This window comes from Nostoc sp. ChiQUE02 (genome assembly GCF_034531305.2).
Taxonomy (GTDB): Bacteria; Cyanobacteriota; Cyanobacteriia; order Cyanobacteriales; family Nostocaceae; genus Nostoc.
On sequence record NZ_JAVRBN020000049.1, the window covers coordinates 1 to 18280 of the forward strand.

The 18280-nt window shown below is 40.8% G+C and carries 10 protein-coding genes and 1 pseudogene; 6 read left to right on the forward strand and 5 right to left on the reverse strand.

Translation table 11 applies throughout. The features are described from left to right. Positions 1-202: pseudogene (locus RM347_RS30100) on the forward strand (hypothetical protein); the annotation flags it as partial. 29 nt (positions 203-231) lie between these two features. Then, positions 232-447 (forward strand): hypothetical protein, encoded by a 216-nt coding sequence (locus tag RM347_RS30105; protein WP_322718829.1) that lies wholly within the window; start codon positions 232-234, stop codon positions 445-447. 13 nt (positions 448-460) lie between these two features. Here RM347_RS30105 and RM347_RS30110 read toward each other — a convergent pair whose 3' ends face one another. The 5 genes from RM347_RS30110 to RM347_RS30130 all read right to left on the reverse strand — a co-directional run bounded on the left by RM347_RS30110 (position 461) and on the right by RM347_RS30130 (position 5264). Further along, positions 461-1138: a hypothetical protein gene (locus RM347_RS30110; RefSeq protein ID WP_322718830.1), complete on the reverse strand. Its 678-nt coding sequence runs from the start codon at positions 1136-1138 to the stop codon at positions 461-463. A gap of 442 nt (positions 1139-1580) precedes the next feature. Next, complete coding sequence (locus RM347_RS30115) at positions 1581-2312, reverse strand: DevA family ABC transporter ATP-binding protein (protein ID WP_322718831.1); 732 nt, start codon at positions 2310-2312, stop codon at positions 1581-1583. Positions 2313-2334: 22 nt separating this feature from the next. Then, positions 2335-3522: an ABC transporter permease DevC gene (devC, locus tag RM347_RS30120; protein WP_322718832.1), complete on the reverse strand. Its 1188-nt coding sequence runs from the start codon at positions 3520-3522 to the stop codon at positions 2335-2337. Between the two features lie 104 nt (positions 3523-3626). Next, positions 3627-4748 (reverse strand): ABC exporter membrane fusion protein, encoded by a 1122-nt coding sequence (locus tag RM347_RS30125; protein ID WP_428850635.1) that lies wholly within the window; start codon positions 4746-4748, stop codon positions 3627-3629. A gap of 51 nt (positions 4749-4799) precedes the next feature. Further along, positions 4800-5264, reverse strand: a complete 465-nt coding sequence (locus tag RM347_RS30130) for a MarR family winged helix-turn-helix transcriptional regulator (RefSeq protein WP_322718834.1) — start codon at positions 5262-5264, stop codon at positions 4800-4802. 1564 nt (positions 5265-6828) lie between these two features. On the opposite strand from RM347_RS30130, the gene RM347_RS30135 reads away from it, so the two are divergent. The 4 genes from RM347_RS30135 to RM347_RS30150 all read left to right on the forward strand — a co-directional run bounded on the left by RM347_RS30135 (position 6829) and on the right by RM347_RS30150 (position 18193). Continuing rightward, positions 6829-7665 (forward strand): DNA-binding response regulator, encoded by an 837-nt coding sequence (locus tag RM347_RS30135; RefSeq protein WP_322718835.1) that lies wholly within the window; start codon positions 6829-6831, stop codon positions 7663-7665. 818 nt (positions 7666-8483) lie between these two features. Next, a complete protein-coding gene (gene asnB / locus RM347_RS30140) occupies positions 8484-10409 on the forward strand; it encodes an asparagine synthase (glutamine-hydrolyzing) (RefSeq protein ID WP_428850636.1) in 1926 nt (641 codons plus the stop codon). Positions 10410-10649: 240 nt separating this feature from the next. Beyond that, a complete protein-coding gene (locus RM347_RS30145) occupies positions 10650-11150 on the forward strand; it encodes a DUF302 domain-containing protein (RefSeq protein WP_322718837.1) in 501 nt (166 codons plus the stop codon). Positions 11151-11344: 194 nt separating this feature from the next. After that, complete coding sequence (locus RM347_RS30150; RefSeq protein ID WP_322718838.1) at positions 11345-18193, forward strand: type I polyketide synthase; 6849 nt, start codon at positions 11345-11347, stop codon at positions 18191-18193. Positions 18194-18280: the final 87 nt, after the last annotated feature.

Below are 18280 nucleotides of genomic sequence, written 5' to 3' on the forward strand. Positions count from 1 at the left end.
GTCACTCATGTTTTTGTGTCAAAAAACTTATCATGATGTTCTTTTACCACAGAATATTACTATTTTGGAGATGTCTACTGATAATAAACAAGTTGTCTCCCAACTCACTCAACAAAAACCAAAACGTATTTTGGTTGTAGCGCCTAGTGAACTCACTATCCACCACCGTCACAGACAATCCTTTCCGGTACTACCCACCTAAGGCATTACATTCTCAAAGTCATCGCTAAATTGTCCATCGTCAGCGCTATGTTGTTTGGCATCAGTGCATTAGGCTACTGGGGACTAGAAATCGTCGAAGCTAACACAATCCCGACAATAGAAGACAGATATAATTGGCAAACCCAAAAACATATTTGTTTCGGTTGGATGCTGTTTACTTTTTCTAGCTTTCTTGGTAGTGCTTCTTTTGGTGATGAGTTTGACGCTATCAGATTTAGAAGATAGATATAGAAATATTTTAAACAAGTTTATATCTGATTTTTTTACTAATTAATAAAGCCAAAATTCCCATAATTGCCAGTCCAACTGTATTAGGAGGTTCGGGAATAGATTTATTTGTATTAGGAGAAAAAATCGCAAATGTCCGAGGGGAATTAATATCTGTTCCCGCGAATATTTCTGGATTGATCATCCTGTATATATTAACACTACAATATACATTCAATTGACAAAGTGTATTATACAGTTCATCGCGTTGTCGATCTTCATAATAGTTGTTATAGTTTCCCCACAAGCCTCCAAAAAGGTTAGTAGGGAGGTAGGTAATATTTCCTTGCTCGTCTATAGTTGCTACCCGAGGAGAAGCAGACTGTTGAGGAATGATATAGTTAGTAGTGCCTTGCGTCTTGTCAGAAGCAATAACAGATGGATAAGTTGTTTCTAAAATACTATCAATGGCATTAATTGAAGCTTTAGCGCCTTTAGCATCTAGCCAAAAAGTGGGCAAAAGCGTCAAATTAGAAGGATTGCCGAATAAATTGCGGAAAGTATTTTGTACGAATTCAACGTTATATGAATTGTCCTCAATTTGTAACCCCTTAATAGCCGTAATATTTCCTTGACTATTAAAATTAATTAAAGCAGCCTTAACGGGATGAGATATGAGGCTAAATGCTGATGTTGCCAGCATTAACACACAAATTGACTTGAGACGAAGCATAGCTGTAATTGAGTATCCAAAATTTTGTCTAAATCTTAACGATTCGTTATTGACAAGTCAACCGAAGTTTAGAATTCATCCAATTCACCAACGGCAAAGAAATACTGGTAGAGACGGTGTGGCGCTGGAAGTTTGGGAGAGTTCTAGAATATGCGCACAATTAATTTGATTATATTTGCAAAGAGGAACAACCCTCATTCTAGTATTTAGTGAGGTATTCTTTGTACGGTTTGAGCAAACTTTTGCCATACATCTCCTGTTTGGGCTTTGCGCTGGAACCATAAATTAATTGTGTTGCGGCTGATATTGAACAGTTCACTAAGGGATTTTCAAAGAATAAATTATTCCAAGAAAAACAGGAGACAGGATTTTTCAATAATGATAATTGTTTTTAGGGTGAGGGGGAGTTGGCATTGAATCACCTTACCGAGTTTTGTACCGCATCTTCCCCAATAAAAGTTCCTGTCCGACTTCTATCTAATCGACCATCTTCCATGTATACAATACGATTGGCAATATCTAAAATACGATTATCATGAGTCACTAGCAAGATGGAACACCCTTGTTCTTTAGCTAGTTTTTGCATTAAATCTACGACATCGCGACCAGTCTTACTATCTAAAGCAGCAGTAGGTTCATCAGCCAAAACTAAACTGGGAGAGTTTACCAAAGCACGAGCAATTGCAACCCGCTGTTTTTGTCCGCCAGAGAGGTTTTCTGGATAGCTATTAATTTTTTGTCCTAATCCAACAGCTTCAAGTATAGATTTTGCTTGGCGTTGAGCCTTCTGCTTAGCCATCCCAGGCTGGATTTGAAGCGACATTTGGACATTCTGTTGAGCTGTTAAAAAACTCAGCAAGTTATGTGCTTGAAAAATATAGCCAATATTACGTCGCACTTGCACTAATTGGTCTTGAGTAGCTCCGCATAGCTCTTGCCCAAAAACTTTTAGACTACCGATTTGGGCTGAACGTAAAGCACCAATTAAAGTTAGTAAAGAAGTCTTACCAGATCCTGATGGCCCGGTCATAATTACAATTTCGCCTGGTTGAATTTTTAGATTAATATCAAACAGAATTTGTTTACGCAAGACTCCTCGACCGTAGTAATGGCTGAGGTTTTCAATATTGACAAGAGGTTCTGACCGCATAATGAAACTATAGGAAAGGATATTAAAATATGTCAGCCGGGTCTGCTTCTCGAAGCTTGCGTATAGCGATACTACCAGAGACAAAGCACATGACAAATGTCAAAACTAGCACTAGTAAGTTTTTATCAAGCTGCATAAACATCGGCAAGAGTGTGGCAGTGCGGGTGAGTTCATATAAACCCCAAGCAATTAGTACTCCAGGCAAAAATCCTAGCGTGGCTAAAATCATTGCTGCTTGAAATACAACACCAGAGAAGAAGGAATCTTTGTATCCGATCGCTTTGAGTGTGGCATACTCAGGGAGATGATCGTTAACGTCAGTATAAAGTACTTGATAGACGATAATCGTCCCGACAAAAAAGCCCATAACTGTACCAAGTATAAAAGTAAAACCAATAGGCGTGCTGCCGCTCCAGTAGCTTACTTCAAAGTCTTTGTATTCTTGTTTAGATAGTACCTTTACATCTTTGGGTAAGTTTGCCCTCAAGTTTTTCAACACTTTTACTGCATCTACACCTGGTTTTAATTTAATCAAACCAATATCAATTAATCCTGCGGTTCTACGCTCTTCAAAGATTCTTAAAAAATTCAGATCGCTGGTGATCAAAGTGCCATCAGAACCAAAAGTAACTCCTAATTCAAATAAACCACCAACATTAATTCGCCGTTCCTCTACCTCTGTAATTACGCTTTTTTCTTGCTTAAACAAAGTGCTAATCGGGCCAAATTCAGTACGTGAACCCCAATCGAATAAAACTACATCAGGCTTTTTAATCTTATCTAGATTTTCAGCTACCCCTGGCATGTTGAATACTTGATTGTCAGGATTAATTCCATAGATCCGAATATTACGGGTAATACTAGGATTTTGCGGATTTTTCCAGATTCCAGAATCTACGTAGATAGGGCTGACAGATTCTACTCCTTGAAAGCCCAATACTTGGTATAGCCGCCGTTGGGAAAATGGTTTCATGGCAATTAAGGCCACTGAGCGTGGACTAATCAGCACAATATCGCCTTGTAGACTGCTGTGCATACCAACTGCACTATCAAATAGAGCAGTTAGAAATCCCATCTGCATGAACATTAGTACCACGGCAAAGCTGATACCTGAAATGGCCACGAATAGCCTCGTCTTCTCCCGTATCAATTGCAACCATGCCAGGGGAATTTTATTACCATCAAGAAAGGATAAATTAAAACCTATCATTGCATCACATAAGTTAATTTGAGTGTAATGTTTAGAACTTAAAATTGAGAACTTCTACTCTTCTAAATTGATAAAATACACCACTTCCAACTCCTATTCCAAAATTAAGGATTGATTGCTACTTCTACTTTGAGATTGATCAAACTCATAATTCGCTGACTGTCTTTCGGTAACAAACTGATTTTGACTTCAGCAACTCTGGCATCAACTGCTGCTGCTGGATCGTCATTGAGGACATCCCGCTTACCAATTTGGGGAATGATGCGGTATACAGTTCCCTGTAGTTTTCCAACAAAGGCTTTGTTAAGACTGGTGATAGTAGCTTTTTGCCCTATCTTCACTTTGGCAAGATCATTTTCGTAAACTTCAGCGATTACGTCCATTTGCCTAGTTTGTCCAATATCTGCGATCGCCTTAACACCAACCATCTCTCCTGCACGAGTATGAATTTTTAAAACTTGACCGTTCTGGGGTGCGGTGACAAAGGCAGTTTCTAAGTCTGCTTTGGCTTTCTGCTCAGATGCTACAGCACTAGCAATTTCTGCTTCAGCTTCCTGAATATCAGTCGGACGAACTTCTGCAATACTAGTTAGGGTAGATTTAGCTTGATTGAGTTGTCCCTGAATTGTTTCGACAATTTGGCGTTTTGAGTCTAGGAGTGAAGCAGAAATGGCTCCAGTTTCCTGTAGATATTTGTACCGTTGATGTTCTGTTTGGGCAATTCGTAATTCTGCCTCCAAGCGAGCGATTGTTGCTTTTTGTGCTCCTAAATCTCCCTCTTTCGCTCCGGCTTTGACTTTGGCTAGCCGTGCTTGGGCTACTTCAACTTGTCTTTGAGCCTGTTTCAAAGCAGCTTGCAATCGTTCTCGGCGATCGAGAACTGCGATCACCTGACCAGATTTCACCCAATCTGTGTCTTCCACCAATAGTTTCTCAACTCGTGCGCCTTCTAAGAAAGTGGGCGCTGAGACTTGAATTACTTCTCCGTGAGGTTCCAAGCGTCCTAAAGCAGTTATCGTCTCTACAACTTTTTGTGCTTGAGGTAAAGGGGTATGTATGCCAGTCTGATTCTCAACCCCGGTTTGGGAACTCACCTGTTTCCAAACCACAAATCCACCTATTCCCACTGCTGCTGTCGCTCCCAAGATGCCAGCCCATTGAACTATAGGTTTAATCAATGGTCTATGCTTTTTCTCAGTAATTAAAGAAACTTCTTGTTCAAACATAAAAATACCCCACTCTTGATTAGGTGGATATACACGTTTTTTCAAAAAAATTTAGCTTTTCCGCGCTATTGAAACCGTAGTAGTTAAGCTTGAAAGCAATAGATTAAAGCGTTCTTGACCTAAGTTCTCCACTATATGAGCTTGCGCTTGTTGCCATAATGGTAATGCTTGCGCCAAAACAGAGCGTCCTTTATCCGTCAAGGTTACTACTCGCACCCGTCGATCCTCACCAGGATTAATTTGAATCAGTCCTTCTCTTTCGGGAGGCTTGAGGTTTCGCGTCAGCGTAGTTCGATCCATGACTAAACCTTCAGCTAAATCACTGATTGCTACTGAGCCGAGAATTGAGATGGCAACTAGAATTGTCAACTGAGTAACCAGCAGACCACTTGGCTCTAGCTTTTCATCAAAAAGTTGTGTAACCGCTCTAGATGCTTTACGAAGGTTAAAGCAGGCGCAGGTATCCTCAATAGTAATCAACTGAGTCAAATCTAACTCAGTAGCTTGCTTTTCCATAAATGAATTTTTTTAATAATATATTAAGTGTATATACAATTAATTCTTGCTTGTCAAGTTAATATTTACGATTAGCTCGACTTTATCATTTGCTTCGCAACGCGATCGCTTCAGATGAAACCTTTGGGCGACAGTAGTTTTACTTTTTTAACTTCATCCATCATCGGTGACATGGAAAAAGTATTTGCCAAAAAGCCAGGGTTTTCGCCGGAGAAAGAAAACCGAGTTCTTAATTTTGGATAAAGTCGAGCTTAGAGGATATCTGAAAAGTAAGAAAGCTCGCGAACAGTATCTTGTCAGTATAAAAAATACTCAAATATGACAGCGTAGTTGAGACAACAATGATATCCAAGGAAACTGAGTATGTACTCAGTAAAGAAAATTAATTAAGGTGCGTAAAAGACACATACTGATTGATACTTTTGGCTTGCTGATAGTTGTGGTCATTACTACAGCAGTTAAATAGTATACGGTGGTTTAAAGACAAAAATGAGTAATGTTTTTTAAGCATTAACCTGTCAATAATAGGATTATACTAAAAAATCTATATAAATTAATATATGATTTATATTTGTTTATAAAAAACTTTAAAACCTATAAAAAACCAAAATTTACTTAATGTTAACCTTTCCTAAATTTACCAAGACTAAAACTGTCGTATTATCCAATTGCAAAAGTTAAATAAGGTAAGACTCAAATAAATAGATAGATAGAGTTTCATTCAAAACCGTCGTTTTCAAAGATGATTTAGTCATTAGTCGCTGTCGCAAATTTACTATTAATGCTAAACAGATTATAGTAAATTTACTTGATTTTTGTTTAGTAAAACAAGATGTAAAGCTTTTTGCATAGAGTTTATAGACACATTAATCGTTCTAAATTTTTCTTATATAGGCGCATTTATAAAGTATTTAAAATACATAAATAAAGTATATCGAATTGTCAAATAAACGTAATTCTCTTATACACGAAAAAGCCTATTGTTTAGATATATTAGCGGTGCTAAATGTTTAACAACATACAACAATCTTTATCAATAATCAATACTTATATATCAATTATGATTATGTCAATGTATAATTTCAATTTTTTACTCGTTTTTTTGCAAGCTAATATTTTCCTAAACTCGACCGAAGTTGAATTTATTCCGGTTGTATTGATGTTCGTGTAATGCTTTGATAAATCGGATTAAAATAGCCGAAATAATTGTTCATTTGAAAGGAATCTATCTATTTTAAAAATAAAATCATCTATCTCTGCTATTATTTTTGGTCTACTGATTTTGCGGAACACTAATGGAGGGAACTGATTAATCATATAGACGTGGCAGATTAAGCCCATAACACTTAACTTTTGCCTGCATCATAACTGCACAAGTGCGATTAGTGATGACATACAGCAGAATTCAGAATGGGCTACGTCCTGCTGCGCTAACAGGAGTAAAACACGCTTTATACCTGGGTAACAGACGAATTGTTGTGTACCTCACCAACTTGAAATCTGCTGTATAACCCTATGTCAAGCAAAGCCAGCATTATTAATTACAATATTTTCGGAGAAGAGTGTGAAAAAAATTCTGGTGATTGAAGATACAGCCTCAACCCGAAACCTTTTTTTAGAAGGCATAAAAGCTAAAGGTTTTTACACTATAGGTGCTGAAAACGGTCTTATTGGTGTCCAGCGGGCAAACGAAGAGTTACCCGATTTGATTGTCAGCGAGATTATGATACCAAAACTCAATGGTTATGGCGTTCTAACCACGTTGCGCCAAAATCCTCTTACAGCAACTATCCCCTTTATTTTTGTCACTGTCAGAATCACTCGGACTGATATTCGCAAAGGTATGGAATTGGGAGCAGATGACTATCTTACTAAGCCCTGTACAGTAGAGGAATTATTGAGGGCGATCGCCGTCTGCTTAGAAAAACGAGCCTCCCTCCAACAGCACTACGCTGTACAGCCCCAGATAGTCGCAGAACCAGCAGTACCTGACATAATAAAACCCACTGCCTTTGAGTGCATGTTTCCATCCGACCACCAGTTAAATAAGGTCTTCAGCTTCATTGAGGCTAATTATCACCGCCCGATTACCCTGAAGGACGTTGCTGTTGCAGTTGGTTACTGCCCAACTTACTTGACTAACTTGGTACAAAAGCAAACGGGACAAACTGTGCAAAATTGGATTATTCAACGCCGAATGCTAGCAGCACGTTCCTTGCTCTTAGAAACCGATCAGAAAATTGAGGCGATCGCTACATTGGTGGGCTATCAGTGTATGGTTCATTTCTTCCGCCAGTTTCGCCAACATCACGGTACAACTCCCCAAGCCTGGAGAAGGACGAGTGCAACTAGCTCGCTTCAGAAACATGAGCAAAGTAATTGTTATAGGACTCCGATTTGATTTTTGCAAACATACTGAGGCTGAAAAGCCCGTTTTATCAGGGTTTAATTTTAAATATTGTTCATAAATTACACAGGAGTCTTATAGTTCTATCAAAGTATAAGTTATTGTTACCTCGTTTTAAGTCTTATAAACTGGTAGTAAGTTACAGTTCTACTGATGGTAAAAATGCGTTTTACCTATTCTTAAGTGTGTGGGCATAAATAAATGTAAAGGTGCGATGAGTTGCGTTTCTACCAACCATATTTTTAGCATTAGCTATTACCTCCTAGCTATTAACATTTCTATTTATCTATGCCCTCTTAATGAGCATTACGTTTTTTAGCAATATTTTCGCTCTCAAGCTCTATGAAAATGTCAATCCAAAGACGTACTAAATCAGGTTAAAAAATTACTAATCCAACTTCTACTCATTCTCAAATTATGCGAAACTTTTAAAAACGGTAAAATCTATACAGGGCAGGTTTTCCCAGACCATTTTGCCTAAAATTACACGTAAGTATATCGGCGTAAAAATTCGTTTTTGGGATAAGGAAGGAGGCAGGAGTGAAGAGAGTTTTAGTCTAGTTTATCTTTCTTCACATAGTTTGTTTTTATTGTGCAAATTTACTTATCTCGGTTCGATACCGTTAACACAATAACTCTAGATTCAGTCATAGCCATAAAATTTCACAAAAACTTTAGTTTTTGTCAGAGCCTTGCAAAAAGATCATTTTAACACCTGATATTTTTGTGAATATGTAATTTCATCTGCTAATAGTGTTTTGGCACCAAAACATTAAAAACAGCTCAAAATTTTTCAAAGGAGAATTCAGCAAATGTGTGGAATTGTGGCATTATTCTCAAGACAAGAACCAATTTCCGAGACTTCTTTGAAGCGGGGAATAGATAGCCTGTATCATAGAGGTCCTGATGCACAGAAAATTTGGATTTCCGATGATGGCAGAGTCGGCTTAGGACATAGAAGACTTAGTATTATTGACCTCACTAGTGGAGACCAACCAATTAGCAATCAAGATGACACACTGCATATTATTGCTAATGGAGAGTTTTATGATTTTGAGCGGATACAGCAGGATTTGAAGCAAAAAGGATATAACCTACGAACCCACTCCGACAGCGAAATTGCTATTCATTTATATAACGAGTTTGGGACTCAATGTCTGCATCATTTACGGGGTGAGTTTGCTTTTGTAATCTGGGATGAGCGCAATCAAACACTTTTTGCCGCTCGCGATCGCTTTGGCATCAAGCCTCTTTACTACACCATGTATGGTGATACACTCTACTTGGCTTCAGAAGTCAAAGCTTTGCTTGCTGCGGGTGTTCCGGCTAACTGGGATCATGAATTTTGGTTTCGAGCCGATCTCGGACTCTTTAGCCCAGACCGGACTTTCTTCAAGAACATATATCAAGTACCACCTGGACATTTTTTACTTGCATCCCGTACTAATTTCCAATTACATCGTTATTGGGATTTTGATTACCCCATTACTGCGGATGTACAACCCCAACAAAGCGTAGAAGATTACATTGAACAAGTTCGCCATAGCTTAAACGAGTCTGTAAGACTGCGGTTAAGAGCAGATGTACCTGTAGGTTGTCACTTGAGTGGAGGAATTGATTCATCTGCGATATTGGGAATTGCTGCTACTCACACAACAAAGCCAATTACAGCATTTACCCTCGCCTTCGATCACGAAGACTACAACGAAGAAGCTTTTGCTCGTGAAGCAGTAGCAAAAGCTGGAGGAAATCATCAAGTTATTCCCATTACTCAATCTGATTTAGCTGAACATTTTGCAGATGCTATTTGGCACTGTGAAATGGTGTGTATCAATGCTGGTGCTGCTGCTAAGTATCTTTTGAGCAGAGCAGTACAGAATGCAGGTTACAAAGTTGTCCTCACAGGTGAAGGCGCTGATGAAATCTTTGGAGGCTATGTTCATTTCTTGATGGACATGTTGCGCTACAACACCAAGGGTCAAGATGAACAAACTATCAAGCATATCTTAGAAGAATTAAAGCGTAACAACCAAGTCTCTGCCGCAGCAGGTTTCTTACCTGAAGAAATATCCAAACCTTTAGTTAATGTCGAACGTCTTTTAGGCTTTGTACCCACCTGGATTGAAGCTAATGCCAAAGGATATGCTAAATCCCTTTCTCTATACTCGCCTGCATTTATGGCTCACTTTGGCCAGCAAGATGCATATCGCATGTTCTTCAATGAAATTGATGTACAAGGACAACTTGCAAAGCGAGAGCCTGTTCATCAGTCTCTTTATTTGTGGTCTAAAACTGTTCTACCTTACCTGTTTAGAATTTTAGGAGATGGTGTAGAAATGGCCCATTCTACCGAAGGAAGACTGCCATTTTTAGATCACTTAGTTGTGGAAGCAGTCCGCAATATACCTGTTTCATTTAAGATTCGCGGCATGAATGTCAAGTATATATTGCGAGAAGCGGCCAAACCTTACCTTCCAGATATGGTCTATAACCGTAAAAAGCATCCATTTTTTGCACCGCCTTCTACATTGAAACAGAATGAACCTCTGCATCAACTGATTCAAGATACCTTACGAGGTTCTGCATTTGCTTCTGTTCCCTTTTATAACCAACCAGCAGTAATTCAATTCCTTGACCAAATACCTGAAATGAATGAAAGCCAACTTGCTTCTATAGATACCACATTGATGAAAATGCTCAGTACTTGTATTCTCCAAGAGCGGTTCAGCCTCACATAAAGTATTGTTTGAGAATGTGATAAACCAAAAATATCAGGTTTTTTGCATAATCGATTTTAGAGAGACTGAAGACTAATATAGGAGGATGTTTTAAGGTTAGGGTTGTTGTCTAAAAGCTCACCAGGCTAATCGCTTCATCATCAAGCTACCAGTACCTTTTAAACAAATGAATAAAGTACTAGTAATCTGACCTGGGAACTGTAGGAATTGATTGCACATTTATAGAGTAGAGAAAGAGTCATGGAAACCGTAATAGAAACCGTCAATTTTACAGCAACTCGTGTAATTGTTACTTCTGAAAAGTCATTTGAAGAAATAACCAATAAGATCGAAACCATTAATGGTAAAAGTGACAGCACAGTTTTTCAGCAAATGATTGGTGCCAAGCAATCGTTTGAACAAATCAAAAGTGGAATTGAATCGATGATTGGTCAAAGTGGTTTTATGATATTTTCACAAATTGAACATGGCAAACTCATGTCTCTTGCCGGCAAAAACAAAAAGGCCAAGCTCTACATAATTGGTAATCCATTAATAGCTAACCAAATGTTTGAACAAAATCCTGCCGTTGGTCTTTATGTTCCATTAAGACTATTTGTCTACGATGACTACAATGGCAAGACCCATGTTGCTTACGACAAACCATCATCGCTGCTTGGTCAATTCCCCAACGAAAAGATTTCAACAATTATGCAAATGCTCGATCAAAAGTTTGAAGAAATGGTCAGGATAGCTACTTAGTAATTATTGTGTAACCATCGTAAACTGCGATAAGTGCATGAAAAAATCACTACGGAGTGGGGGAGTAGGGAAGACAAGATTTCTACTTTCTGCTTCCAAGTCAATAGCATTAACTTGACAATCAAACTTGAGCATCAGAATCAAATTTTTCTTGATTTATTCAATTTTGTGTTTGAAGCAAAGTTATTACAGATATGTACATAGAAGGATCTCAACCTAGAATTGCGGTTATTGGTATGGGGTGTTGGTATCCTGGTGCAAGGGATTTACGACAGCTTTGGGAAAACATACTTTCGCGGCGACGACAATTTAGAGAATCGCCAGATCATCGGTTACCACTTGCAGATTATTACGATCCAGACCCGACGGTTCCAGACAAAACCTACGGTAAACGTATGGCTGTAATTGAGGGCTTTGAGTTTGATTGGGCAAGTAAGCGCATTCCTAAAACTGTAGTAGAGACAGCAGATATCGCTCATTGGGTAGCATTAGAAGTAGCGATCGCAGCTTTAGAGGATTCAGGTTATACACGAGCAAATGTTCCGGGCGAACGTACAGGTGTAATCCTCGGTAATTCCTTAACAGGAGAACAAACACGCTCTAACAACATGCGACTACGCTGGCCATTTATCCAACGGGTAATACATACAGCAGCAAAGGCAAAGGGTTTGCCATCGCAAGTCATAGATGAGCTGGTAATAGCAATGCAAGAATACTACAAGTCAGTATTCTCACCATTTACCGAAGACACATTGTCCGGCAACCTTTCTAATACTATTGCTGGGAGAATTTGTAACTTTTTTAACTTTCATGGCGGTGGTTATACAGTCGATGGAGCTTGTTCTTCGTCCTTAATTGCCGTTGCCACTGCTGCTAACGCTTTAAGCAATGGCGACCTCGATTTGGCTCTGGCTGGTGGTGTAGATATTAGTCTAGACACCTTTGAACTAGTAGGATTTGCCAAAACAGGTGCCCTGACTAGCAAAGATATGACCGTTTACGATAAAAAAGCCAGTGGCTTTATCCCTGGAGAAGGGGCTGGCTTCGTCGTTTTGAAGCGCTTAGAAGATGCTCGTGCTGACAATGATTATATCTATGCAGTGTTGAATGGATGGGGAATATCATCTGATGGCAAAGGAGGTCTAACAGCTCCGAGTCGGGAAGGACAAGCTAAAGCACTACGCCGAGCCTATAACCGAGCCGATTACAGCTTAAGTAACGTTGATTTTATAGAAGGTCATGGTACAGGAACACCAGTAGGCGATCGCGTCGAACTAGAAGGTATTGCCCTAGCTATGGGTACAAACAGTGAAACACCTTCCCGCTCTTGTGGTATTACCTCTTTCAAATCCCTAGTTGGGCATACCAAAGCCGCAGCAGGCATTGGAGGATTCATCAAAGCTGTTATGGCTGTTAACCGCCGAGTAATACCGCCATTAGCTGGCTGCAATGAGCCAAACGAAGTATTTGACAAAGCTGCCCACTGTCTTTACCCGGTGCTTCAAGGAGAAGTTCGCCAAACAACAGACACACTCCGGGCTGGAGTCTCCGCAATGGGATTTGGCGGCATCAATTGCCACGTCACTTTAGAATCTGGCGATGCTCCTGCTACTCAACTTGAACCGTTAATTGATGAGCAGGCTTTGTTAGTTTCTGCTCAAGAAACAGAGATTTTTGTCTTGAGTGCAGCATCAATCCCAGCTTTGTTACAAGGCATAGATGCATTACTTCCGAAAGTACAAGGATTGAGTTTAAGCGAACTAATTGATCTAGCTGCACATCTTGCTCAACAACTAAACCAACAACTACCAGTACGAGCAGCACTCATCGCCCGTTTACCTGAAGAGTTGGTTGAACGTCTGAGTTTCTTACAAGAATTATTGAACGCTAAACCATTGGCTCAGGGAGAAATAATCCTCAACCCGCAGCAAGGAATTTGGATTGGCAATCAAGTCCAGCAAAGCCGCATCGGTTTTCTCTTTCCTGGTCAAGGTTCTCAAAAGTTGAATATGGCCCGTACCTTCGTACAACGCTTTAGCTGGGCCAAAGAACTAGCAAATCAAGCTGACAAATGGCTGCAAGAAATTGGCGCCCCAAGTATTAGTGAGTCGATCTATAAATCTGTAGACCGTGCTATCAATCAAGAGCAGTCTGAAGAATGGTCTAAGAAAATTGCCCAAACTGAAATCGCTCAACCAGCCATTTGCCTCGCTTCGCTACTTTGGATACACTATCTCCAACATCTAGGATTGAAGCCGATCGCCGTAGGTGGTCATAGCCTGGGGGAACTAACTGCTTTTCACGCAGCAGGTGCGTTTGACGAGCAAACTTTGATCTGTTTAGCTGCTGTTCGTGGACGTGCCATGTCTGTTTCTGGCCAAGGCATGGGGGGAAGTATGGTAAGTATTGCTTGCTCCCGTGACAAAGCCGAGGAATTGTTAAAACAAGTCAATGGCTATGCCGTTATTGCAAATATCAATAGTCCTACCCAGATAGTCATATCTGGTGAGCACTTGAGCATTGAACAAGTAATTGAATTGGCCGCTGCTCAAGAAATCAAGACATACAAGCTTCCAGTTTCTAATGCTTTTCATTCTCAACTTGTCTCGGAAGCTGCCGAATACTTACACAACTATGAACTAGTTCCAGATACACTCCCGAAGACCACTATAAGCCTTGTTTCATCTGTAGATGGTAAACAGCCGCCAACAGGATTGCAATTGCGCGACCACTTTGCCCATCAGGTACTAGCGCAAGTGGACTTTGTATCGCTGGTGAAAACTCTAGAGCAGACATGCGACCTGCTAATAGAAGTTGGCCCAGGAAAAGTCCTCTCTGGATTGGTAAACGACATCAACGGGTTGCAAGGGCTGCAATGTCTGCCTGTGGAAGCTAAACCTGGATTTGACCAGTCGTTGAACATGATGTTAGCTAACGTATTTGCTCGTGGTCATGACATCAACTGGGAAGCACTTTACGAAGGTCGGCTTATACGTTCTTTTGTACCAGCCTCAGAACGCATCTTCATCGACAATCCTGTAGAACGACCATTTCATGTATCTGCAACGCACTCATCTCCATCCTTGAAAATTACTTCTGAAAGTTTGCTGAATTATTCAGTGTTTGGCAAACACAACCATATTTCACCAGAGGTGCTGCAAGATTATTTAGCTCGACGCGGTAAGTTTATAGCTGAAGTCATCCGAGCCGATCTGCAAATGCCTTTAGTCGCAACTTCTCAAAATGCTGCCAGAACAACTCACACAGTTAATGGTAATGGCTTTCATACTGCTATTTCTACCTTACTTAAGCCTGGGGAAACCAATGGCGTTGTGGCAAATGGTAATCAGGGTGTTGAGTTTTTATTGGCAGACTTGATTGTTCAACAAACAGGATATGTCAAAGAAAGTATCACAGCAGAATTGCGATTACTTGACGATCTCAATCTGGATTCCATCAAAGCCGGTGAAATTGTCGCAGAAGCCGCCAAGCTATATGGTGTCGCCGGGAAAATTGACCCACCTGCTTTAGCTAATGCCACCATTCAAGAGATTGCCGAAACGATTCGCAGTTTCATGTCAAGCGATCGCACTACGAATGGTAATGAAGCAGCTTCTTTAGTATCGACAACTTTGATGGGTACAACCGATGCGATCGCCTCTTCACTGACCGACCTGATTATCCAACAAACAGGGTATGTCAGAGAAAGTATCACAGCAGAATTGCGATTACTCGACGATCTCAACCTCGACTCCATCAAAGCCGGTGAAGTTGTCGCAGAAGCCGCCAAGCTATTTGGTGCTGCTGGGAAAATTGACCCGCCTTCTCTAGCTAATGCTACGATTCAAGAGATTGCTGAAACAATTCATAATTTCATCCCAAATAATAACGGGAATGGAATTAAAGTCTCAGAACCGATCTCAACAGTTTCTTTAAAGCAAGATTTCAAAAATCAAAACAACGGCAAAACACCAGCAGGCGGGCCAGAATTAACACGTAAGCAACTAGTACGTGATTACATCATCCAAAATGTTCCAGAGGAACTTCCTTCAGTTGCTTTAGGCAGACAGATGGCAGAAAACTGGCAGACTGCGAATGTGCTGATTCTTTACGAATTCAGTAATGCAGACAAAATAGCAGTCTTGTCTGATCAGCTTCGCACTCAAGGCGCTCAAGTTCAAAGTGTAACCTTTGCAGAAGTCAGCACTCAGACACTAACTAAGAACGTCGATGTAACTCACTTCATTGCAGTATTGCCTTGTACGCCCAACACCCAATTGTCATCAGAAGCCCGTTTGATTGGCATGATTGAACGGTTACGCAGTGTCGCCACTCCACCTCTAGCATCCGGTGACCATACAACAGTTGCTTATGTCCAATTTAGTGGGGGACATTTCGGAGCGCAACTACCATTAGCAGATATTGAACAATGCTGTACAGTTGGCTTTGCAGCGAGTTTACATCTAGAGCGAATCGATCTCAAAGTTCGGGTAGTTGATTTCTCCCCCACAGTAGATCCCAGCAGTCTGGCAGAATGTGTCTTCAGAGAACTCTCTACTCCCCATGTTTATACAACTGTAAGTTACGATACCGATCTCAAGCGCTACGTTCCTCGGCCTCAGGTGCAACAACCTGTGGATTATCTAGACCGTCAAATTACCTGGTCATCTGAGGATGTCATCCTCGTCACCGGTGGAGCAAAAGGCATTACTGCCGAGTGTGCCCTGGCTCTAGCTAAAGACACAGGTATCCGTGTGGCACTTGTAGGACGTTCACCTCATCCCGATGACAACATTCAACAAAGTAGTAGTTCTGATATTACCCGTACTCTTGGGCGCTTTGATGCTGAAGGACTAACTTGCCACTACTATGCATGTGACGTTGCTGACTACGAGGCAGTAGTAAATCTCTTGCAAAAAGTCAGACAAGAGCTAGGCGAGATATCAGGAGTAATTCATGGAGCTGCCCTCAATAAGCCAAGACTGATTGAGCAAGTTTCTACAGAAGCAGCATTTGATGAAATCAGTCCTAAACTTCTCGGTTTGATTAATCTATACAAAGCACTGGAAGCTACTCCACTGAAGCTTTTCGCCGGTTTTTCCTCGGTCATCGGCTTTACAGGGATGCAACGCAATGCTTGGTATGGCTTCTCTAATGAAACTTTGGATCTGATTTTACGCCGTTTTAAAGCTCAACACCCTCAAACCGCCGTGATTTCAATGGCATATAGTGTGTGGGAAGAGGTAGGAATGGGAGCGCGGATGGGCAGCGTTCGGAGCCTGAACAAAATGGGTATTAGTGCCATTCCCAAAGATGCAGGCGTTAGTCGATTCTTGCATCTAATCAAAAATGAACCCCCAGATTTGCGAGTTGCGATCGCAGCACCTATGCAAACCTTAGCTGCTTTTGAATCGAGTGGTTTTGATACCTGGTATCCAGGATTGTTCTCACCTCCTGCTTCGTCGAAGTTTTTAGAGAAGATTCTGATTTATCAACCGGGTGTAGAGGTTGTTCTGAGAGCGCACCTCAGTCTTGAGCAGGATTCATACTTACAGGATCACCTCTATAAAGGTTCATATCTGTTCCCGACTGTATTCGGTTTGGAGGCTATGGCCCAAGCAGTTGCCTATGTCACTGCCAAAGATTCCTTACCAACTGTGCAGATAAAAGATATTCGTTTGGAACGTCCGATTGTTGTAGCTCCTGACAAAGGAGTGGAAATAGAAATTCATGCAGAGGTACTTGAACGAGAACTAAAAAATGATCCACAGCAAGTTTATGTAACTATCAAAACCGAACAGACAGGATTTGCCATCAGCCATTTTTCAGCCACATTTTTACTAGGTGTTGAAAGTAATCCATCTGTAGAACAGATTGAAGTTCCAGAAGTTCCTCTAGATATTGAGCCGAAAGCTGATCTTTATAGTTGGTTACTTTTCCAAGGCCCCAAGTTTCAGCGTTTACAACAGGTTTATAGCCTGAATTCCCACAGTTGTGTATTCAAAACCCACAGAAACTTGTATTCTGCCCAGGAGCAAGAACAATCTTTAGATAGAGCGCAAGGGCCTTTCTTGCTCGGAGATCCTTATTGTAGAGACTCATTGCTGCAAGCTGGACAACTAGTAATTCCGCAGGATCTTTGTTTGCCCATCCGCATCGACAGTCTTGAAATTGATCAATCAGATCGAGATGGAACTGGTTCATATATTGGTGTTACCACACCCCAAGGGCGAAAAGGTCAACAGTATCACAGTAATGTTTTTCTTTTAGCTCCCGATGGGCGTGTTATGGAAAGACTCAGTAGCTATCAATTGCGGATACTAGAACACCGTGAAGAGAATCCCACTGCTGAAGATTTGGCCGATCCCAGCCAGAGGGATGAACAGATTCTTTACAGAGAATTGAGTAATCGATCGCCTTTATTCAAAGTCGTTGCACCAGAGATATCATTGGCTTATCTTCCTGGTATCCATGCACTATTACCCACGGAACGTCATCAACTGGAACTACCTCTATTTCATAGAGCGATCGCTCAACTGCTGAACAATAATGCTAATCTCATATCCAAAGTACGGATTCAGTGGACAGAATCTGGTAAACCAGTAGTTGTAGGACTTGCAGAAGAAAAAATAGAAGTATCGCTTTCCCATGACGAACGTGTTTGTTTGTGTGTTGCCGGTCGAGGAGTGCAGGGCTGTGACATTGAACCGGTAACTCATCGCAGTGTAGAAGATTGGGTTGCCTTACTAAGTTCTTCTCGATACCCATTAATCCAACAGCTAGAAAGCAAAGACTCGGTAGATCAGGCTGGTACGCGGATTTGGACAGCCATAGAAGCCTTGCGTAAGGCGACTAAGGCGAAAGACATTAACCTAGCGATCGAACGCATAGAAGGGGATAGCATTTTATTCAGTGATGTGGCTGCTAACAGTCAACTTAAAGTTCTCACTTTTCCCATTCAACTGACACGCAGCCCTGAAAGAATAATTGCCCTAGTTGTTGTCCCATTCCGCTCTTTAAATTGGATTGCTGGCTCAATTTAACTGACTTTAATCAATCAAAAATCTGCTCACCTCGCAAAACTTTTAGTCAACGAAATAGGAAATGTCAGTGAACAACACAACTCAGTC

Excerpts from the sequence above, each read along its gene's own strand:
- RM347_RS30125 (WP_428850635.1), bottom strand. The coding sequence starts at position 4,748 with ATGTTTGAACAAGAAGTTTCTTTAATTACTGAGAAAAAGCATAGACCA.
- asnB (WP_428850636.1), top strand. The coding sequence starts at position 8,484 with ATGTGTGGAATTGTGGCATTATTCTCAAGACAAGAACCAATTTCCGAG.
- RM347_RS30145 (WP_322718837.1), top strand. The coding sequence starts at position 10,650 with ATGGAAACCGTAATAGAAACCGTCAATTTTACAGCAACTCGTGTAATT.
- RM347_RS30115 (WP_322718831.1), bottom strand. The coding sequence starts at position 2,312 with ATGCGGTCAGAACCTCTTGTCAATATTGAAAACCTCAGCCATTACTAC.
- RM347_RS30130 (WP_322718834.1), bottom strand. The coding sequence starts at position 5,264 with ATGGAAAAGCAAGCTACTGAGTTAGATTTGACTCAGTTGATTACTATT.
- RM347_RS30150 (WP_322718838.1), top strand. The coding sequence starts at position 11,345 with ATGTACATAGAAGGATCTCAACCTAGAATTGCGGTTATTGGTATGGGG.
- devC (WP_322718832.1), bottom strand. The coding sequence starts at position 3,522 with ATGATAGGTTTTAATTTATCCTTTCTTGATGGTAATAAAATTCCCCTG.